Source organism: Paraburkholderia sp. RL17-347-BIC-D (assembly GCF_046027915.1).
GTDB lineage: Bacteria > Pseudomonadota > Gammaproteobacteria > Burkholderiales > Burkholderiaceae > Paraburkholderia.
In genome coordinates this window covers 219,705-239,782 of the sequence record NZ_JARESS010000009.1, presented here as the reverse complement: position 1 = coordinate 239,782, position 20,078 = coordinate 219,705, and the positions used below count along the sequence as shown (strand labels likewise).

Annotated in this window: 14 protein-coding genes; 3 read left to right on the top strand and 11 right to left on the bottom strand. The window is 63.3% G+C overall.

The features are described 5' to 3' along the window. Positions 1 to 12: 12 nt before the first annotated feature. Positions 13 to 1,749, top strand: coding sequence for a SulP family inorganic anion transporter (locus P0D96_RS15350; RefSeq protein WP_408289533.1), 1,737 nt, complete (start codon positions 13 to 15; stop codon positions 1,747 to 1,749). Between the two features lie 88 nt (positions 1,750 to 1,837). Here P0D96_RS15350 and P0D96_RS15345 read toward each other — a convergent pair whose 3' ends face one another. From P0D96_RS15345 to P0D96_RS15330, 4 genes are all read right to left on the bottom strand, one after another. Continuing rightward, the gene (locus P0D96_RS15345; RefSeq protein ID WP_408181887.1) at positions 1,838 to 2,179 is read right to left on the bottom strand and encodes a hypothetical protein; all 342 of its coding nucleotides are present in this window, start codon (positions 2,177 to 2,179) and stop codon (positions 1,838 to 1,840) included. Further along, complete coding sequence (locus P0D96_RS15340) at positions 2,179 to 3,093, bottom strand: DUF2950 domain-containing protein (RefSeq protein WP_408289529.1); 915 nt, start codon at positions 3,091 to 3,093, stop codon at positions 2,179 to 2,181. Before P0D96_RS15340 ends, P0D96_RS15345 begins: the two co-directional genes overlap by 1 nt. Positions 3,094 to 3,105: 12 nt before the next feature. Further along, complete coding sequence (locus P0D96_RS15335; protein WP_408289526.1) at positions 3,106 to 4,554, bottom strand: DUF3300 domain-containing protein; 1,449 nt, start codon at positions 4,552 to 4,554, stop codon at positions 3,106 to 3,108. Positions 4,555 to 4,702: 148 nt separating this feature from the next. Then, on the bottom strand, positions 4,703 to 4,969 hold the full coding sequence (locus P0D96_RS15330; RefSeq protein ID WP_408181890.1) for a hypothetical protein: 267 nt from the start codon (positions 4,967 to 4,969) through the stop codon (positions 4,703 to 4,705). A 793-nt stretch (positions 4,970 to 5,762) separates the two neighbouring features. Between P0D96_RS15330 and P0D96_RS15325 the strand changes: the two genes are divergently transcribed. Next, a complete protein-coding gene (locus P0D96_RS15325) occupies positions 5,763 to 8,501 on the top strand; it encodes an MGH1-like glycoside hydrolase domain-containing protein (RefSeq protein WP_408314132.1) in 2,739 nt (912 codons plus the stop codon). 504 nt (positions 8,502 to 9,005) lie between these two features. On the opposite strand, the gene P0D96_RS15320 is transcribed toward P0D96_RS15325, so the two are convergent. The 5 genes from P0D96_RS15320 to P0D96_RS15300 all read right to left on the bottom strand — a co-directional run bounded on the left by P0D96_RS15320 (position 9,006) and on the right by P0D96_RS15300 (position 15,675). After that, positions 9,006 to 9,620: a septal ring lytic transglycosylase RlpA family protein gene (locus P0D96_RS15320; RefSeq protein ID WP_408314130.1), complete on the bottom strand. Its 615-nt coding sequence runs from the start codon at positions 9,618 to 9,620 to the stop codon at positions 9,006 to 9,008. A gap of 100 nt (positions 9,621 to 9,720) precedes the next feature. Beyond that, entirely contained in the window at positions 9,721 to 10,533 is an 813-nt protein-coding gene (locus P0D96_RS15315) for a peptidoglycan DD-metalloendopeptidase family protein (RefSeq protein WP_408314128.1), read from the bottom strand. 318 nt (positions 10,534 to 10,851) lie between these two features. After that, positions 10,852 to 11,070: a hypothetical protein gene (locus P0D96_RS15310; RefSeq protein ID WP_408314126.1), complete on the bottom strand. Its 219-nt coding sequence runs from the start codon at positions 11,068 to 11,070 to the stop codon at positions 10,852 to 10,854. Positions 11,071 to 11,309: 239 nt separating this feature from the next. Continuing rightward, positions 11,310 to 14,768, bottom strand: a complete 3,459-nt coding sequence (locus P0D96_RS15305; RefSeq protein WP_408314124.1) for a DEAD/DEAH box helicase — start codon at positions 14,766 to 14,768, stop codon at positions 11,310 to 11,312. A gap of 124 nt (positions 14,769 to 14,892) precedes the next feature. Beyond that, positions 14,893 to 15,675 carry a DeoR/GlpR family DNA-binding transcription regulator gene (locus P0D96_RS15300; RefSeq protein ID WP_408181899.1) on the bottom strand — a complete coding sequence of 261 codons (783 nt, stop codon included), beginning with the start codon at positions 15,673 to 15,675 and terminating at the stop codon, positions 14,893 to 14,895. A gap of 272 nt (positions 15,676 to 15,947) precedes the next feature. Between P0D96_RS15300 and P0D96_RS15295 the strand changes: the two genes are divergently transcribed. After that, positions 15,948 to 18,443 (top strand): GcvT family protein, encoded by a 2,496-nt coding sequence (locus P0D96_RS15295; protein ID WP_408314122.1) that lies wholly within the window; start codon positions 15,948 to 15,950, stop codon positions 18,441 to 18,443. Between the two features lie 7 nt (positions 18,444 to 18,450). Here P0D96_RS15295 and P0D96_RS15290 read toward each other — a convergent pair whose 3' ends face one another. After that, positions 18,451 to 18,990 (bottom strand): cytochrome b, encoded by a 540-nt coding sequence (locus P0D96_RS15290; RefSeq protein ID WP_132383065.1) that lies wholly within the window; start codon positions 18,988 to 18,990, stop codon positions 18,451 to 18,453. After that, positions 18,987 to 20,078, bottom strand: a complete 1,092-nt coding sequence (locus P0D96_RS15285) for a catalase family peroxidase (RefSeq protein WP_408289498.1) — start codon at positions 20,076 to 20,078, stop codon at positions 18,987 to 18,989. Before P0D96_RS15285 ends, P0D96_RS15290 begins: the two co-directional genes overlap by 4 nt.

Here is a 20,078-nt window from a genome sequence, read left to right as displayed (position 1 = left end):
GCCATCGTTGCCATGAAACAGGAACAGTCGTCCCGCCGGGAAAAGCGAAATGGACCTCCACTACGGCGGTCGGCCGGCAGCGTCCGCCTGCCCTTCCCGGAATGGATTGGCGACTACAGGGCAGCGTGGCTGAGGCCCGACATCATTGCCGGCCTGACGCTAGCCGCGGTGGTGATCCCGAAGGCACTGGCGTATGCGACCATTGCCGGCCTTCCGGTTCAGGTCGGGCTATACACCGCCTTCGTTCCCATGTTGATCTACGCTTTGCTGGGATCTTCGCGTGTCCTCAGCGTGAGTACGACGACCACGATCGCAATCCTGGTCGCGGCGGCACTCGGCGGTGTGGCGTCCGCGAACGATCCGGCCAGCCTGCTGACGGCTTCGGCGACGCTGACATGCCTGGTAGGGGCGATTCTTATCGTAGCGAGACTGCTCCGGCTGGGCTTCATCGCGAATTTTATTTCCGAACCGGTGCTCATTGGCTTCAAGGCCGGCATCGGAATTGTCATCGTCGTGGACCAGGTGCCGAAGCTACTCGGCATCCATTTTCAGAAAGGCGCGCTGTTTCACAACCTGCTCGCCATCGTTCATGAGATCCCGCAAACGTCCTGGGCCACAGTGGCCGTCGGCGCGGTCATGATCGTCCTGCTGGTCGCCATGGAGCGCTTCCTCCCCCGTGCGCCCGCACCCCTGGTCGCGGTGGCGGCCGGCATTGCCGCCGTGAAACTGTTCGCCTTGCCGGCGTATGGTGTGGCGACGGTGGGCCACGTCCCCACGGGACTGCCTCCCTTTACGCCGCCGGATCTGCAGATGGTGACGATGCTTTGGCCCCCTGCGCTGGGCATAGCACTCATGAGCTTTACCGAATCCATCGCGGCAGGACGGGCGTTTGCGCAAAGCGGCGAGCCGACTCCACAGCCGAACAGGGAATTGCTGTCGACGGGACTGGCAAACCTCGGCGGCGCTTTCTTCGGCGCCATGGCCGCTGGCGGCGGGACGACGCAGACCGCGGTGAACCGGCTCTCGGGTGCGCGATCCCAACTTTCCGGACTGGTCACCTCGCTAGCCGCGCTCGGCACAATGCTCGTTCTGGCACCGCTCATCGGGTTGATGCCGGAGGCGACACTGGCAGCGGTAGTCATCGTCTATTCGATCGGACTGATCAAGCCGGCAGAATTCCGGGAGATCCTCAAGGTACGTCGCACGGAGTTCATCTGGGCGCTGGTCGCGCTGGTCGGCGTGGCCGTGGTCGGCACGCTCGAAGGGATTGTCGTCGCGATCATCGTGTCGCTGGCCGCGCTCGCTCATCAGATGTCGGACCCGCCGGTTTATGTACTGGGCAGGAAGCCCGGCACGAACGTCTTCCGTCCGCGCTCGACCGACAACCCCGCCGACGAGACCTTCCCCGGCCTACTGATGCTGAGGCCGCAGGGACGCATTTTCTTTGCCAATGCCATGCGCGTCGGAGAGAAGCTGAGACTGCTAATTGCCGAGCCCAAACCGAAAGTGGTGGTGCTCGATCTCTCTGCTGTATTCGACTTCGAATACACGGCATTAAAGATGCTGACCGATGCGGAAAGGAAAATTCGTGAGGAGCAGGGAGTCGTGCTCTGGCTCGTCGGTCTCAATCCCGACGTGCTTGCGATGGTGCGGCGCTGTCCGCTGGGAGAGGCGCTCGGGAACGACAGGATGTTTTTCAATATGGACATGGCGGTTGCCAGGTATCAGACCGACCAGGCTCACGATTAACACCACCCATCCAAATCGAGAAAGCGACACGTTAGATTGACCGCACGTCGCGTGCTTGGCGCGAGGCTTCGCCCTACCCTGGCCTCGCTCATCGTCCCATACGACGGTCGTAGCTGCGCGAGATGCGCTGAAGCAAAGTCGGGTCGCGTGCGTCACTGGAGTCGAACCGCACCTGTACGCTCCCATCGGCCTGCTGGCGCACGCCGGCCGTCACGATGACGCTGCCGAAATTTCCAACGACGGTGCCGTTCGCCGGATCCTGTACGGTAATGGCCAGGCCTTCGTCGCGCATGGCGCCTGCCGCGGCGGCAAACGAGCGATCGTAACTGGCTGGCGTCATCACCACCGTGCCGGCGGGGACCGCGTAGTAAGGGCATGCCGATAGCGCGACGAGCACGCCGCAGGCAGCCGCGAGTAGAAGAAGGCGCATCAATGTGCCACCTGCGCCCACCCGGGGCCGGGGTCGAATGACTGCATCGCCGCAGCTTTCTTCGCGCTGTCGGGGCCAAGATCACGCTCGTAGACCTGCCCGTCGTGACTGACCATGAAGCTCTTGATGCCGGTATCCCCGTAGCGAACAGGCCAGGCAACGACGGCGAAGCCGCCAAAGAGCTTGCCCTTGGCAACGTAGTCGTACGCCCCGCCAAGGGCGTGAGGGCCCTGCGACGTGAGCAGCTTGTAGTGGTAGCCGTAATAGCCTGCCTGCCCGGTGCGCGCGCCCGCCGTCACGAAGGCGGCCCCAAGCGGGCTTGGCTTGTCATCGGGGCCGGTTGGCCAGTACAGGCCGTCCTGCTTGCCGGGCGAGCTCGACAGCTTCTTCGCATAGGCGAGCACGCCACTGCCGTCATGGTCCGTCTCGGCGTATTCGCGCTGCGCATCGTAGACCGCCAGCATTGTCTGGATGACGGCAAGCTCGTTTCGGCCAATGCGGCGCAAGCGCATTTCCTCGACTCCGGCGCGCGTGTCGAAATGCCAGCCTTTGGCCGATTTCACGATGGGGATGGGCAGAGTCCAGCCATCGTTGCCCACCAGGATGTCGGCACGTTCGCTGTCCGTCGCCTGAATCGCATGCGACGTGTCCCAGGCCTTCAGAAAGCGGCTTCGGATCTCGGCGCCGACCGGCGGGATGAGTTCCCGAAAGTCGACGCCCAGCAAAGCCCTTAAACTTGCCTCGTCGTTATTGGCAACAGCGTGGCCGAACGCCGTCATCGCCTCTTCCGGCGACTTGAAGTCCGTCTGCGCGTATGCAGCAGGAGGCGCCCCGAAGCAGAGTGCCAGCGCAACCACGACTGAACCGCCGATCGCGGCGAGCCGAGCCGCAGGAAATCGTAGTAATGACTTCATGCTCGTGCCTCCCTAGCGTCTGCCACGTCCGCCACCACCCGAGCGCATCCCGCCCCCGCCGCCCGATCTGTTGAAGCCCGAAGACCGCGCGCTGGCTTGGCCCCGGTTGAAGTCTCGCTGTGAGGCGCCACCGCCACCCACACCCTGGAAGGCACTGTCGCGCCCGGCTCCGGTACCGGCCCGATCGGACACTGCCGCGCGATTGCCGGCACCGGCAGTATTCCCTCCGTCAGCACGATTGCCGACGCCTCCAGTCGGCCCTCCACCAGCGCGGTCGCCCACGCCGGCGTTGTTCGCGCCACCTGCGCGGTCGCCTACGCCGGCGTTGTTCGCGCCACCTGCGCGGTCGCCTACGCCAGCGTTGTTCGCGCCACCTGCGCGGTCGCCCACGCCGGCGTTGTTCGCGCCACCTGCGCGGTCGCCCACGCCGGCGTTGTTCCCGCCACCTGCGCGGTCGCCTACGCCGGCATTGTTCGCGCCGCCCGCGCGGTTGCCGGCGCCGGCCCGGTCGCCTGCGTCACCGGTGCGGCCACGGAAGTCACCGCGCGCGTCGGCGCCGGAGACATTATTGGCGAACTTCTCGCGGGACGCGTTATCACGGTAGGCGACGCCCTGACGATGGCTGGCATCATGCTGCCACTTGCCGCCGCCCTGAACTTTGGTGCGATCAAAGTTGCGATCGATATTGGCGGCCTTGTTGACGTTGATATTGACGTCTCCACCACCCCAGTTGCAGTTGCCGAAGATTGCTCCCGCGGCGGCAAGGCCGACGCCCCAGGCAAATCCGGTGGCGAGTGCGGCGCCGGGATAGTAAGCCGGGGACGGTGGCCAGTAGTACGGAGGATAGGTCGGATAGCTCCATGCGCCGTACACAACGGTCGGGTTGTAGGCCGGCACGTAGATCACCTCCGGGTTCGCCGGCTCGATGCGCACGATGGTCTGCGCGGCTTGCCCACCCGCCGGCGCAGGCTCCGAGATCACCTTCTGTTGCTCATTGGACTTCAGGTTGCCCGATTTCTCAGCGCGCGAGCGCAGTCGCTGTACCGCAGCGAGCACGTCGCTTTCCTGCGCGAGGAAGGCGTCGCCCAGTTTCTGGGTCCAGTCGAGCTTGTCGTTCATCGGCTCGAGTACCTGCGGAAACGCGACCAGCGATTTCACGCTGACATCCCAAGGCTGCCCCTCTACCGCCTTCACTGCGGCGTCGCCCTTTATGTTCGGATTGGACTTGACCCAGCGCGCGGCATGCACGATCTCCAGTGGATAGGTGGAGGCCATCAGTACCTGAGATAAAAGAGAGTCGGGATAGAGTGCGATTGGTGCAACCAGCGCCTCGATCTCCTCTGGCTTGAAGGTCGGCTGCTGCGGTGGATTCTGGGCGCTCACGCCATTCGAACCCATCATCACGACAGCGACGAACCATATGCAGACCGCTTGCGACAGTCTTTCACTCCACCGATTCATGGCTACTCCCTCCAACCCACAACCGCGCGAACATCGGTCGTTTGCATCGCCCATGCCTGGCACGGGGTAGTGTTATTTTTCGAAGCTGTGGACTTTTCCCCTTCGATGGATAGATGACGGGTCGCTGAGCGGCAACCGAACTGGTCTATTAATCCACGCCGCTATGGGCCGCAGCAATGGCTTCGTCGCGGACCTTTGCCGCAGCTGCCTTCTGCTCGTTGTAGACTCTTTTCGCTGCGCTGACTTTCCGGTCATACGCTCTGTTGGCTGCGGCAACCTGCTGATGCATCTTCACGATCTCATCCGTATTGCCGCCTGATGCCGCGTTCGCCGCGGGCCCACTAGCAGTCTGTGCCCAACTCGTCGTGGCAAGCACGCCGGTGCACAGCAGGAACGTTGCAATGATTTTCTTCACGGGAACCTCGAACTGGACGGGTTGCAGGGCGACGGTAGGCCGACCGGCCAAATTCGCTCCGCCAGGTGAAAACCATGACTTCGACCGCCAGAACGACGGGCGTCAGTCACCTGTATGGAAACGTAATTCCGAACCGCGTGATCTTTTTGCCTCGCGGGCCTCTCACACTTCATTATCGGACACGGGATTGTTCAGTGACAATGAGCCTTTGGTCCCATACTGGCCCGACCCAAATGTAAGGATCAGTTGGCTGCCACAGTCCGCAGCGTTGCGCACAGCCCCAGGAAACGGATCCTGCTGGAACGGCTCGTACGGCCTGCCAATCTGCGATTCTGCGTTGCGGCGAGACGTCGCCCTTCCCGGTCGATCTGCTTTTGTGATCGCCTTGGCCCACTTCGGAAATGCTGCCGCTTCTCGATGGAAGGAAACTGAAATATTCGATAAACCGTGCGACCAAAGTCTTATTGTCCGTACCCACCTCATGGTTGATCATTTAGGAATCTAAATGGATTCAACGACCATTCGGATGAACGGCATCGCGACTGTTTTTTTCATGGTAGCGAGACGCCTGTGTCATTCAGTTCGCAGGCCCCTGTCATTCAAGCGACACCAATCCGGTTAAGTATGGAAAGCCTCGACGATCAGCGTTCCACAAGCCATTAGATCGAGTTCGAACGCAATCGTCGGGGTCAACGGGACCCGCGCTGGCCGGCATGCCGTACGTTCGCCTGAAACGCCCCGATCCGCTTGGGATGTCGAGCCGGATTCGTTCACCCGTAGCGGAGGAAAAGCCATGGCCGCGGTAGTTGTGGATGTGACGGAGCAAGTACGCTTGAACGAAGCGCGCGAGGCACAAATCCCGTGGAAAAAGTGGGGGCCTTATCTAAGTGAGAGGCAGTGGGGAACGGTCAGAGAGGACTATAGCGATAACGGCGACGCCTGGAATTACTTCACTCATGACGAGGCGCGCTCACGCGCCTACAAGTGGGGAGAGGACGGACTCGGCGGACTGTGCGACGACCAGCAACGGCTGTGCTTTGCACTGGCGCTATGGAACGAGCGCGACCCGATTCTGAAGGAGCGCCTCTTCGGCCTCACGAATGGCGAGGGCAACCATGGAGAGGACGTCAAGGAGTATTACTTCTACCTCGACAGCACGCCCACCCACTCCTACATGAAGTACCTCTACAAGTACCCGCAGCGGGAGTATCCCTACCGGGACCTGGTCGAGACCAACGGGAAGCGTTCACGGGAAGAGTTTGAGTACGAGTTGCTCGATACCGGTGTCTTCGACGATGACCGGTATTTCGATGTATTCGTCGAATACGCCAAGGCAGATCCTGACGACATCCTTGTCCGGATTTCGGTGCACAACCGCGGGCCGGAGCGCGTACCGTTAAGAGTATTGCCAACGCTATGGTTCCGCAATACCTGGTCCTGGGGAGACGATGACCGCAAGCCGTCGCTGCATGAAGATGGAGCGGGTACGATTTGCGGAACCCATCATGAACTGGGCCAGTACTGGCTCTATTGCGAGGGTGATCCGGAGTCGTTGTTTACCGAGAACGAGAGTAATGCGCAGCATCTGTGGGGCGAGCCCAACGCATCTCCTTACGTCAAGGATGCTTTTCACAACTACATTATCTCGAAGCAGACCGATGCGGTAAGTCCAGCAAAGACGGGAACGAAGGCCGCCGCTCACTATATCGTCGAGTTGGCTGGTGGGGAAAGCAGGACGATCCGCCTACGGCTGACGGCAACCAGAATGAACGAGCCCTTCGACGGTTTCGACGGGATACTCGAGAGCCGGATCGCCGACGCCGATGAGTTTTACCAACGGATTGCACCAAAATCGCTGACAGACGATCAACGCCGAGTGCACCGCCAGGCGCTGGCAGGCATGTTATGGAGCAAGCAGTATTACTACTTCGATCTGGACAAGTGGCTGCGTGAGCACAAGAGCCATCCTTTGCTCGAGGCCGCCCGTCGCGATGTGCGCAACACAGACTGGTTCCACATGTTGAACGCCGACGTGATCTCCATGCCGGACAAGTGGGAATATCCTTGGTACGCGGCCTGGGACCTGGCCTTCCACACTATCTCGCTGGCGCTGGTGGATTTCGATTTCGCCAAGGAGCAACTGCTGCTGATGCTGCGAAGCCTGTACTTCCATCCGAGCGGGCAGATTCCGGCTTACGAGTGGAACTTCAGCGACGTGAATCCGCCGGTGCACGCCGCCGCGACACTCTGGCTATACAAATACGAGAAACAGCTGGGCCGGGCTGATCCGCGGTTCCTCGAGCGATCGTTTCAGGGTTTGATGCTCAATTTCAACTGGTGGGTCAATCGCAAGGACCCCAGCGGACGCAACGTCTTCGCCGGCGGCTTTCTAGGTCTCGACAACATCGGTGTCTTTGACCGCAGCGCGCAGCTTCCGACCGGTGGGGTGCTGGAGCAGGCGGACGGCACGGCGTGGATGGCGTTTTATTGCCAGAACATGCTGGAGATGGCCATCATCCTGTCCGAGTACGATCCCATCTACGAAGAGATCGCCTTCAAGTTTGTCCGGCATTTTATGTGGATTGCCTATGCGATGGACCGCCGCGGCGAACATCACGACGAGATGTGGGACGAGGAAGACGGCTTTTTCTATGATCTACTGCGCCTCCCTGACGGCCAGGCGACCCGCTTGAAAGTGAGGTCGATGGTAGGACTGTTGCCGCTGTGCGCGTCGACGGTGTTCGAAGCGGATTCCGCCACTCGCTATCCGAAGCTGATGGAACTGATGGCTCAGTTTCGAACACGTCACCCCGAGTTGATTGCCCAGATTGCCCCGACGGAAGCGGGTTTCATCGGCTATAAGGAAAGGCGTCTGTTGTCTATCCTCAATAAAAAGAAACTCGAGCGTGTGCTTGGGTATCTTCTCGACGAGAACGAATTTCTTGGGCCGCACGGCATTCGTTCGCTCTCGCGCTATCACCTGGAGCATCCGTTCGTTCTCAATGTCGGTGGGCAGGAATACAAAGTACAGTACCTGCCTGCCGAATCGAATACCGGCATGTTCGGAGGCAATTCCAACTGGCGCGGTCCGGTCTGGATGCCGGTCAATATGCTCATCGTTCGGGCGCTGGTGAATCTGTACAGCTTTTACGGCGACGAGTTCAAGGTTCAATGTCCCACGGGTACCGGGCCACAGATGACACTGTTCGAGGTGGCCCAGGAGATTGTTCGGCGGCTCACCGGCACGTTCTTGCGAGATGAGCATGGACAAAGGCCGGTCTATGGCGGATCGGCGAAATTTCAGCACGATCCGCACTGGCGCGACCTGATCCTGTTCTACGAGTACTTCCATGGTGACAACGGCGCGGGCCTTGGCGCCAGCCACCAGACCGGATGGACGGGGCTGGCGGCCCCTCTCCTCGATCTGTTTGGACGCATCGATGCAAAGTCTCTGCTTGAAACAGAACGCGTGCAGCTAATGGCAAGAGTCGTCAAAGAACAGATTGGCGGAGAAGCCGCAAACCAAAGGTGACGGAGCAACCATTTCCGGCGTACGCTTCCCGGCGTTGTTTTAGCCAGTACACGTATCTGATTCAGCGCGTTATCTCGCGCGTCGTTGCTCAAAAAGGCGCGACACAAGCGCTTAAAGATTGTTAAGCCACCGGGCTCGCTATCCGGACAAAAAAATGCGGCGTCGTCTCAATCCGCAGGCCGACGCCGCTCAAAACATCACACGCTCGCGGGGGTCTAGCCGCACGAGTGAACACAAATTAGCCGGTCAGAAAATTGACCTCAAGATGAAAGAACTGCTTTTGTAACCGGCGGCCAGGTAGTTATTACGTCGGACGTAAACCGCGGTCGCATAGAAACGTTGCGCCATCTGCGCTGAAAATCGTATGAATTGAAGCACCCGCAACTGATAATTTACATACGCAGAGGTTTTGTTACAGTCGACGCGGTGGTCTTAATACGACGACGGCCTTTAACCAATTGGCCACATGTTCGGGCTTCCCTTCTCTCGTAGTCAGGATCAACATCAGGCGCCGGTTTCCATGCAGCGGCGTGCCGCGGCGATGCGTTCCAGCGTCACCTGCGCGTTGCCTGCCGAACCGACGCCAAGCGCCTGCGCGGCGGCATACGATAGATCGATGATCCGTCCGCGCACGAACGGGCCGCGATCGTTGATGCGAACAATCACCGAGCGCGCGCCGCCGAGCGCCGTCACTCGCACGCAGGCGCCCAACGGCAGCGTGCGATGCGCCGCGGTGAGCGCGTGCATGTCGTAGCGCTCGCCACTCGCGGTGCGGCGTCCGTGGAACCGCTTGCCGTACCACGTTGCTATGCCCGTTTGCCGGAAAGTGTTGCCGCACGCGCAGACGGGCGTGGTCGATGCGGCATCGTCGTTCGCCAAAGGACCAGGTGACGATTCCTCGCTCGCAGTGTCCGATGCGCGCGATGTGTCGATGTCGCCGGTTCGTGCCGCATGTGGTGTTGTTGCACGTTGACCGTTGCGTGCGGCGGCAGCGCCGCCACTGAGCGATTCGCGACCGACGCCGGGCTGCGCACATCCGGCAAGCATGAGCAACGCGCCGAGCAGCAAGACTGTCGACGCGCGCCGGCCCGTGCCAAAGCAATGTAGATAGAAATTCATAAGCATCACGTCGCGCGGCGCACTGCATGCGGCAGGCTCCGCGTCGGGTTCGAGTTCAAGGTCAAGGTCAGATGAGCGGCGAGGCCGCGAACGCGCCGCGTTACTGGCGTTTCGGGAGGTACTTGAGCGGATCGACCGGTTTGCCGTCCGCGCGCACTTCGAAGCGCAGCGATGCCTGGCCTTTGTCGTCCGCGCCCATTTCTGCGATCACCTCGCCTGCCTTGACGTCCGTGCCTTCCTTGACGAGCAACGAGCGGTTGTTGCCGTATGCGGTCAACACATGCGCGTCGTGCTTGATGATGATCAGCTTGCCGTACGCCGCGATCCGGCCTCCCGCATAAACCACGCGGCCGCCCGATGCCGCCCGCACCGGTTCGCCGACGCGCCCGCCCATCACGATCCCCTTCGTCTTGCCCGACACGAACGGCGCGGTCACGGCGCCACTCACGGGCCACGCGAGTCGTGCCTTTGTGGACGCAGCCTCGCTCGGGCTATCCGCGAAGAGCGCGCGCGCTTGCGCGAGTGAGTTCGATGGCGCGCTGGCTGCGGGCGAGGCACCGGCACCCAGCGGCGGCGCGACGCGCAGCACCTGGCCGACACGCAGGCCGTCAGCGGGCGACAAGCGGTTCCACTGCGCGAGTGCCGAAGCCTCGCGACCGAACGCCTTGGAAACGCCGATCTGCGTGTCGCCGGGATTGACGCGGTAGAAGCCGGCAGGGACTTGCGAAATGGATGCGGGCGTAGGAAAAGGCGCAGGCGCGGACACGTGCGCCGGCGCGTCAACGGCATAGACCGGAGCGGCCGGCTGTGCTCCCGGTCTGGCCAGCGCGCAACCCGCCAACGACGCGGCCAGCAACAGCGCGAATAGCATGGAAGAGCCCGATTTGGCAAAGCGGGACGAACAGATTTTCATCGGGGAGATCCGGGTAAATCGCGTGGGTGGCTAGCCGCGCTTGCCGCGACTGCAGGCATGCGGTGTGGTGTCGGCGTGCGTTGCTATTGCGGCCAGCTATTCATTCGGTGGCGCGCGTGACGGTTCTCGCAAAGCATCGGCATCCGTGGTTCGTCGCGTGGTCCAACGGGCAACAAGCGGCGCGCGTGCAAGCGATGCGTGATTGCAGCTCGCATCGATTTGCCGCTGATCTTCGCCTCACGCCTCGCGATTCCAACATCGATGAAGGACGGGCCGACGACCTGCATCGGCCCGCATCCTCGCATCGTCGGCCGATGCTTACGGCTTGATTGGCGCCGCGTCGTCATTCGACGCAGCCCGATGGCGATGCGCGTGCTTGTGATGCTTCTTCTTGTGGTGATGCTTCGCAGCCGGCGCCGAGGCTTCCTGCGTAGCCGCTCCCGCTTGCGACGATGCGTCGACCGGCGTGGATGCCTGGGCGAATGCGCCGATAGAGAACAGACCCGCGACGGTAACGGCGAAAATGTGCTTCTTCATGGATGGTATTTCCTTAACGAACTGCGTTGACTGACCGCTTCACGGCCGCGTGTTCAACGAGTGTCAGGACAAAGCGTTGACGGCATCGCCGGGAACAGGACGTTCCTTGACCACTTGTCACGCTTTCGCTCACGGCACCATCAAAATTGGAGATATTTGAGCGCCCGCGAACGGGCGTAACGTCGCGCGGCGCGGCATGCGCGCCGGACGTTTCGAGATGGATTCTGGAACGCCCGTTCTTACCGGCCGCCTTCGATCTCAGGCATCGGCGCGAACAGCGCGTCGAGATCGTCGTCCGAGAACTTGGCGGCGCCGGCGGCGTCTTCGGAAAGAATGCTGTCCGCAAGCCCGGCCTTCTGCTCCTGTAACTCCACGATCTTTTCCTCGATGCTGCCCGCCGCAATCAGCTTGTAGACGAACACGGGCTTGTCCTGCCCGAGCCGATGCGCGCGATCGGTTGCCTGATTCTCTGCCGCCGGATTCCACCACGGGTCGTAGTGGATCACCGTGTCGGCGGCGGTCAGGTTCAGGCCGACACCGCCCGCCTTGAGGCTGATCAGGAACAGCGGCACCTCGCCCTGCTGAAAACGCTCGACCGGCGTGACGCGGTCTGTCGTGTCACCGGTGAGAATCACATAGGGAATCGCGGCTTCTTCGAGCGCTTCAGCAATCAGCGCCAACATGCCCGTGAACTGCGAGAACAGCAGCACGCGGCGCCCTTCCTCGATCAGTTCCGGCAGCATCGACAGGAGCAGGTCGAGCTTGGCCGAACGCATGGCGCGCGCGCCCTTCTCGACCCGGTCCGTTCTGTCGCGTTTCTCGCCTGCCTCACCGGCCTCGCCGGCCGCCTTGAGGGTCCGGACGAGTCGCGGATCGCAGCACACCTGGCGCAGCTTCAGCAAGGCATCGAGCACGATGATGTGGCTGCGCGCGAGACCTTGCGCACTGACGGCGGCGCGCACTTTCTCCTGCATCGCCGTGCGCACGGTTTCGTAGAGATCGCGCTGCGCACCTTCCAGGTCCACCGAGCACAGGATCGTGGTCTTGGCCGGCAGCTCCTTGGCGACCTCGTCCTTGCGACGGCGCAGCATGAACGGCCGGATGCGGCGCGCCAGCAACGCGCGGCGCACGCCGTCGCCATTCTTCTCGATCGGATTGCGCCAGCGTTTGGTGAAGTCTTTCTGGCTGCCGAGAAAGCCCGGCAACAGAAAATCGAACTGCGACCACAGCTCGCCGAGATGATTCTCCAGCGGCGTGCCCGTCAGACACAGCCGATGCGACGCGCGCAGCCCGCGAATCGCCTGCGCGGCTTTGGTGGTGGCGTTCTTCACGTACTGCGCTTCGTCGAGAATCAGCAAGTGATAGTCATGCTCGGCGAGCACCTTCTGATCGCGCCATAGCAGCGCGTACGTGGTCAGAATCAGTTCGTGCCCGGCGATCTGTTCGAAGCGCTCCTTGCGCTGCGGACCGTTGAGCACCAGCACCTTGAGTTCGGGTGCGAAGCGGCGCGCTTCTTCGCGCCAGTTGTGCACGAGCGTGGTCGGCACGACGATCAGCGCCGGCCGCGTGAGACGCCCCGCTTCTTTTTCCGCGAGGATATGCGCGAGCGTCTGCACGGTCTTGCCCAGACCCATGTCGTCGGCGAGCACGCCGGCGAGGTTCTGCTCGCGCAAAAACTGCATCCAGTTCAGGCCTTGGTGCTGATAGGTCCGCAGTTCGGCCTTCAGGCCGCGCGGCACCGGCACCTCGCGCAAACCCGGCCCGGCTTGCAGACGCTGCGCGAGTTGCCGGATCGAATCTTCGCCACGAAATTGCCAGCGGCCCGTGCCGTTCAACGCTTCCAGTCGACCGGCGTCGACGGATGCCACGCGCAGCGGCGCACCCTCCGCAAGCGAGCCGCCGAGCGCGTCGAACAGATCGACGAGTACACGCACCACCGGCTTCAGACGGTTGGCGCGCAAGCGCAGACGCTTGTTCTCCTCGGTCTTCAGCTCGATCGGTTCGTCGTCGGCGATGCTTTCGAGCGCGCCGCTCAGCCAGCGGCGGTCGCGCCGGAACAGGTCGGCGAGCAGCGGTTCGAGCCGCACGTTGCGCTCGCCGATGCGGATGCCCATCTCCAGATCGAACCAGCCGTCGCCGGCCTGATGCGCGGTGCCTTCGATCGCGTCGATCTCGATGACGTTGTAGCGGAACTCCGGCGCCATCGTCACGCGCCAGCCTTTGCTCACGAGGTCGGGCACGGCGTCGTTGACGAACGCGGACCACGCTTCGGCATCGGGCAGGCCGAGCATGGTGTCGGGCAGCAGGCGCGATGCGTAGACCCGGCTGGTCGGCACCTTCTGCAAACCCGTCTTGCGCAGTTCGAGCAGACGTTTTTTCTCGGCCTCGTAGCGGCGGCGGATATGAATCACGTCGCCGCCCGGCATCGGCACGAGCGTCACGCTGCTGTCCACGTTGATGCTCACGCCGTCGTAATCGAAACTCACGCCGGCCAACTCCACCGCTCCGGATTGACGCAGCCCCGCCTTGCTCGCCGACGACGGCAGCGCATGACTGTTGAGCGAGAGCACCGGCACGGGCTCGACGTCGATCACGCGGATCGCGGACGCGTCGTGTGTGGGCGGCAGCGGCAACTCGGGCGCGATCTCGCGCAGCACCGAGGCGACCAATGGCGCTTCGGCGAGCGAGATCGGCGGCATGGCGAGGTAGTCGGGCAACTGCTGGAACGGCAGCGACGACTGAACGATGCCCGCCTCATTCGCGACGCCGTCCACGTACCAGACCGGCTCGGTCGGCAGCACCATGCTGGCGCGCGGCTCGGTGCACAGCACGGGCCGCAGGCGCTCGTCGGCGAGCGGCTCCCATTCGATCCGGCCGGGCCGGTCGGCGCCGCGCGAGAGCGCGGTTGGTCCTGCTTGCCCGGGCGCGGGATTGAAGTCGACGAAGAGCCGCCCCGTCGCGATCAGTTTCTGCAGCATCTCCGCGCCGCTCGTGCCGCGCAGGATGAACTGGCCGAAGTCCTCACGGGAGCGGCCGAGCCACAGGCCGCGCAGGATCGACAGATCTTCGTCGGAGACGAATTTCGGCTGCTTGAGCAGCGCCGTCTCGACATTGCCCCAAGGTTCGTCCACTTCGACAACCGCGCCGTCCGGATTGCAGCGCGCGCGGTACAGCACCACCTCGTGGCGCATGTGGAAGTTGGACCAGTTCAGCCGGTATGCGAGCGTCTGGGTGCGCGGGGCGCTCGCCTTCTGGGCGTCGGCGTCCGCAGCCTCGGCGCGGGCGCGAAAACGTTCGAGCCAACTGACCAGTTCGGGCCGCACGCCTGAAGGCTGTCCCATGTGCGCCATCGGCTTCGGCGGCAGATCGCGCGCCGAGTCGCCGTCGTCGAGTTCGACATGGGTGATGTGGTCCATCTCGTCGTGATAGTCGAGTTCGGCGAGCAGCAGCGCGGCGACATGCTTGCAGTTGCGCCCGACCGGACACGTGCAGTCGCTCTGCGCCCAAGGGGAACCGCCGTCGGTCCGAAACCGCACCCGCGTTTTGTAGGGAAGCGTCCGCGTGCCCTGCACGTCGCCGCTCAGCGTGGCGCCGTGCCATTTCACATTGGCGATGGGGCCGACCGAGCGCGCCTTGGCGACGGTTTGGTCCCCCAGCCATTCTGCAATCCGTTCCCGATCAAAGAAAACTGACGACATCAGCGTCCAATCCTATTCAAGCCGGCTTGGGCAAGCGCGCGGACAGAATCAGCTCGACAGAGCGCGGCTGGCGCCGGCCGGTGAGTGTCTGTGCAGCATCGATTGCCCGTGATAACCGGCCATTTTACGCGTTGGACGAAATTGGCTGTGTGCCCACTTCCACATCCACCCCCGCCGCCACGAACACCTGAGCCAATGCGGGCGCCGGTGCTTCATCCGTCACCAGCAGATCGACGGCGTCCGCGCCGAACGCGTGCACCAGCGCGCTGTGGCCGAATTTCGCGTGATCCGCCGCGACCACGCGCCGTTCGGCCTGGGCGAAGGCCGCCAGCGAAAACGCCACGTCGGCGGGCAGCGCGTCCATGAACCGTCCCTGCATGTCGATCGCGGTGACCGAGACGATCGCGTAGCGCACGTGGAACTGGCGCAGGAACGCCAGCACGCTGTCGCCAACCGCGGCGCAGTCGTCCGGCCGCAGCTCGCCGCCCGCGACGAACACCCGGTTGCCGTTGCGCGGCGCCAGCACGCGCGCGACTTCGATGGAATTGGTCACGACCGTGAGCCGCGAACGGGCAGCGAGCGCCTGTGCAATATGCAGGCACGTCGTGCCGCCTTCAAGGATCAGCGAATCGCCGTCCCGCACCAGTTCGCCGATCCGCGCGCCGATTGCCCGCTTGCCCTCGAGGCTCGCCGTCATGCGCCGCTGGAACGGCGGCTCGTCGAGACGCTCCGGCAGCATGATGCCGCCGTGGACCTTGATCAGCAGGCCGTCCGCGATCAACGGCTTGATGTTGCGGCGGATGGTCTCGTCGGAGACGGCGAAACGGCCGGCGAGATCGGTAATCGTGCAGGTGCGCTGCTCGCGGACGAGTCGCAGGATTTCGGCTTGGCGCTGGTTGGAGAACATGGCGATTGGGCGGTGAGGATTCACTGCAGTCTAGCAAAAGACACAGTTTTACGGGTTGAATAGCCACACATTTCCAACTAAAACCACATTTTTAAGGCGCACTATGCGCTTTCTCTTCTGAAACAAGGCCGGAGCGGCCGTACCCTTCCGGAAGGTGCACGGTCGTATGACCGCTGCATGACGCCGCCGCAATCACAACAAGGCTGCGTATTCGTTGCATTTTGTGTCTTTTTACGGCAATCTACATGAACCCGATCCACGCATATCCACATATGTCCACATCCATTCCCACTCACGCTCGCGTCGTCATTGTCGGCGGCGGGATCATCGGCTGCTCGGTCGCCTACCATTTGACGAAGCTGGGTTGGACCGATGTGGTGCTGCTCGAACAGGGCCAACTGTCATGCGGCACGACCTGGCACGCTGCCGGGCTCGTCGGCCAGTTGCGCGCCCAGGAGAGCATGACGAAGCTGATCCGCTATTCGACCGCGCTGTACGCCGAACTCGAAGCGGACACCGGCCTCGCCACCGGCTGGAAGCAATGCGGCTCGCTCTCGGTGGCCCGCACGGCCGAGCGGATGACGCAGCTCAAACGCACGGCCGCCGTTGCGCGCGCCTATGGCGTGGCCTGCGACGTGATCAGCCCGCGCGAAGCCGGCGACCTGTGGCCGGTCATGCGCACCGACGACCTGCTCGGCGCGGTCTGGCTGCCCGGCGACGGCAAGGCGAATCCCACCGATCTGACCCAGGCCCTCGCCCGCGGCGCCCGCCAGCGCGGCGCGCGCATCGTCGAAAACACCCGCGTTACGGCGATCCACACGCGCACCGCGCAAGACGGCAAAACGAGCGGCGCGCGCGAAGTCAGCGGCCTAGCGTGGCGCAACAAGGATGGCGAGGAAGGCACGCTCGGCGCGGACATCGTGGTGAATTGCGCGGGTCAGTGGGCCAAGGCCGTCGGACGCTTGTGCGGCGTGACCGTGCCGCTGCACTCGGCCGAGCACTACTACATCGTGACAGAACGGATTGCTGGCGTGCATCCGGACCTGCCGGTGATGCGCGACCCGGACGGCTTCATCTACTTCAAGGAAGAAGTGGGCGGCCTCGTGATGGGCGGTTTCGAACCGGATGCGAAGCCGTGGGGCATGAACGGCATCCCCGAGAATTTCGAGTTTCAACTGCTGCCGGACGATTGGGATCAGTTCGAAATCCTGATGGAAAATGCGCTGCAGCGCGTGCCCGCGCTCGAAACGGCTCAGGTGAAGCAGTTCTACAACGGTCCCGAATCGTTCACGCCGGACAACAACTTCATGCTCGGTGAAGCGCCCGAACTGCGGCGCTTTTTCGTCGGCGCGGGTTTCAATTCGATGGGGATCGCCTCGGCGGGCGGCGCCGGCATGGCACTCGCGGAATGGATCGTGGCGGGCGAGCCGACCATGGATCTGTGGCCGGTCGACATTCGCCGCTTCGCGCGCTTCAACGGCAACGACACGTGGCTGCACGACCGCGTGAAGGAAACGCTCGGCCTGCATTACGCGATGCCGTGGCCGAATCGCGAACTCGACAGCGCGCGGCCGTTTCGCCGCTCGCCGCTGTATTCGCTGCTGCGTGACGAAGGCGCGTGTTTCGGCAGCAAGATGGGCTGGGAGCGCGCCAACTTTTTTGCGCCTTCGCCGCAAGAGGCCAGGATCGAGTACGCATTCGGCCAGCAGAACTGGCTGCCCTGGAGCGGCGCCGAACACCGCGCGTGCCGCGAAGGCGTCGCGCTGTTCGACATGACGTCGTTCTCCAAATTTCTCGTCAAGGGACGCGACGCGCAAAACGTGCTGCAAGGCATCGTCGCCAACGACGTGGATGTGCCGACCGGCACCACCGTCTACACCGCCATGCTCAACGAGCGCGGCGGCTACGAATCGGACTTCACGCTCACGCGCCTCGCCGACGATCAATACCTGCTCGTCACCGGCACCGCGCAAACCACGCGCGACTTCGACATGATCGACAAAGCCATTCCACACGACAAACACTGCACGCTCGTCGACGTGACCGGCCAGTATGCCGTGCTCGCCGTGATGGGCCCGCGTTCGCGCGAACTGCTGCAAAGCGTGTCGAAAGCGGATTGGAGCAACGAAGCGTTCGCGTTCGGCCAGAGCCGCGAGGTCGACCTCGGTTACGCAACGGTGCGGGCCACCCGTCTCACCTACGTCGGCGAACTCGGCTGGGAACTGTATGTGCCGGTGGAATTCGCGGTAGGCGTGTACGAGACGCTGCGCGCCGCGGGTAAAGCGTTCGGCCTCGTCAACGCGGGCTGCTATGCAATCGACTCCTTGCGCATCGAAAAAGGTTATCGCGCATGGGGCCGCGAACTCACGCCGGATACGAATCCGTTCGAAGCGGGACTGTCGTTCGCGTGCAAGCTCGACAAGAACATTGCGTTTCGCGGCCGCGACGCGCTGCTGAAATTGCGCGCCGAACCGCCACGCAGACGCATGGTCGTGCTGACCGCCGACGGCGCCGCGGATCGCATGCTATGGGGCGGTGAAGCGATTCTGCGCGACGGTAAGCCGGTGGGCTTCGTGAGTTCGGCGGCGTTCGGCCACACGCTCGGCTGTCCTGTGGCGATGGGCTATGTGAACAATCCCGAGGGCCCAGCGGATGCCGCCTATCTGAACAGCGGCAGCTATGCGATCGACGTCGCCGGCGAACTGCTGCCGGCAACGCTGCATCTGAAAGCGCCCTACGATCCGCGCTCGGAACGCGTGAAGCGCTAAAGAAGAACTAACGCTCGCCGCGCGCCATGCTCGAAAACACGCCGTCGCGTCGGATCAGCCCATGAAACAGCGCCGCCGCGAGATGCAGCAGCACGGTGGCGAACAAGGCGAACGCAAACCACGTGTGCAACGCGCGCAGCAAGGCGAACAACTCGACGTTATGCGGCGCGATCGGCGGCAAGTGCAGCGGACCGTAGAGCGTGACCGGATAACCCGCGGCGGACAGCATCGCCCAGCCGATCAACGGCATTGCCGCCATCAACACATAGAGCACCAGATGCGAAGCCTTCGCCGCGAACCGCTGCGGCGTGGGCATATCGTCGGGCAACGGCGGGCTGCCGCGTGTGAGGCGCACGCCCGCACGCAGCACCACCAGCAGCAGCAACGCAATGCCGAGCGGCCGGTGAATCGCGATCAGCGTGTTGTGCGCGCTCGAGACGGTGGCGACCATGCCCACGCCGATGAACAGCATCGCGATGATCAGGGGCGCCATCGTCCAATGCAACAGGCGCGCGAGCGGACTGAAATGGGTGCGCGTCGGCCTCATGAGTGGTCTCCGTTTGTCTGGGCTTGATGAACCGCGGGATGCGACGCTTCCTCGCGTGTGCGGCGCTTGTAGGATAGTGCGTACGCGGCCGAGCGTGCGGCCAGCAAGGGATCGTCCGACGGCTTGATGCCGGCCGGCAGGATCGTCGGATCGAAGTTGACGTCGCGGCACGTGCCGTTTGCCTGCGGCGTCGTGTGATCGATCACGAGCGTGCCGGCGTCGACTTGTTGACGATCGTCGGGCCATTGCAGCGTGGCGTCGTTGGTGGGGTCGCCGGGCTTCGCGACGGTCAGGATCAGATGCCAGCGCAGAGGGCCGTTTTGCAGGCGCTGATCGAGGTCGGCTTCGAGAAAATTCTTCTCGGCTTTTTCGGCGTCCGTGATCGGCGCGTACGGCGTCTCGGGCACCATCGCCCAGCGCACGGCATGCGTATTGCCGGTGCCGTCGGTAAAGCGGAATGCGTTGATGCTGTAGTACGCGGCATTCGCCAGACTCGACGAAGGCGGATGGGCCTTCACCCACGCCTGAAACGGCTGGGTCTCGGGATTCGCCGCGTAAAACGCTTTGAGTTTCGCGGGGTCCGGTTTGCCGGTCGCCAGGTCGGGCTTGGCGGCCACCAGTTGCTGATAGAACTGCTCGGGCGTGTGCACCGCGAAAACGGGCGTCGAATTCATCCCGGTGCGCCACTGCTCGCCGTTTTGCAACTGGAACAGCAATGCGAGGCTGCGCACGGGCGAACTGGTATCCGGCGCGGACGGGTTGCCGCCGGGCACCGCGAAGCGGCCCGTGACCGGCGTGCGGCCGGGCGCGAACACGGCCGCGCTGGACAGCGCCGCGCCATCGCCGTTGCTGTCGAAATAGCCCTCGATACACAGGCCCTTGGCATGATTGCGCCGATAACCGGGATGCGGCTGGCCGGCCACGGCCTCGAATGTGTTGATGAAACGCGGTGCGGTGAGACGCGCCGGCGTCAGCCAGCCCGCCGTGAAGGCGAAGCCGCCGGCGAGCACCAGCACGGCCGCGCCGATCGCGATGAGTCGGCAGGGCACGCAGACAGGCCCGGGATTGGGAACGGATGGTTTTGCCAC

What these genes read in the sequence shown, in the direction of transcription:
- P0D96_RS15350 (WP_408289533.1), top strand. Translation starts at nt 13, where the DNA reads ATGAAACAGGAACAGTCGTCCCGCCGGGAAAAGCGAAATGGACCTCCA.
- P0D96_RS15345 (WP_408181887.1), bottom strand. Translation starts at nt 2,179, where the DNA reads ATGCGCCTTCTTCTACTCGCGGCTGCCTGCGGCGTGCTCGTCGCGCTA.
- P0D96_RS15340 (WP_408289529.1), bottom strand. Translation starts at nt 3,093, where the DNA reads ATGAAGTCATTACTACGATTTCCTGCGGCTCGGCTCGCCGCGATCGGC.
- P0D96_RS15335 (WP_408289526.1), bottom strand. Translation starts at nt 4,554, where the DNA reads ATGAATCGGTGGAGTGAAAGACTGTCGCAAGCGGTCTGCATATGGTTC.
- P0D96_RS15325 (WP_408314132.1), top strand. Translation starts at nt 5,763, where the DNA reads ATGGCCGCGGTAGTTGTGGATGTGACGGAGCAAGTACGCTTGAACGAA.
- P0D96_RS15320 (WP_408314130.1), bottom strand. Translation starts at nt 9,620, where the DNA reads ATGAATTTCTATCTACATTGCTTTGGCACGGGCCGGCGCGCGTCGACA.
- P0D96_RS15315 (WP_408314128.1), bottom strand. Translation starts at nt 10,533, where the DNA reads ATGAAAATCTGTTCGTCCCGCTTTGCCAAATCGGGCTCTTCCATGCTA.
- P0D96_RS15310 (WP_408314126.1), bottom strand. Translation starts at nt 11,070, where the DNA reads ATGAAGAAGCACATTTTCGCCGTTACCGTCGCGGGTCTGTTCTCTATC.
- P0D96_RS15305 (WP_408314124.1), bottom strand. Translation starts at nt 14,768, where the DNA reads ATGTCGTCAGTTTTCTTTGATCGGGAACGGATTGCAGAATGGCTGGGG.
- P0D96_RS15300 (WP_408181899.1), bottom strand. Translation starts at nt 15,675, where the DNA reads ATGTTCTCCAACCAGCGCCAAGCCGAAATCCTGCGACTCGTCCGCGAG.
- P0D96_RS15295 (WP_408314122.1), top strand. Translation starts at nt 15,948, where the DNA reads ATGTCCACATCCATTCCCACTCACGCTCGCGTCGTCATTGTCGGCGGC.
- P0D96_RS15290 (WP_132383065.1), bottom strand. Translation starts at nt 18,990, where the DNA reads ATGAGGCCGACGCGCACCCATTTCAGTCCGCTCGCGCGCCTGTTGCAT.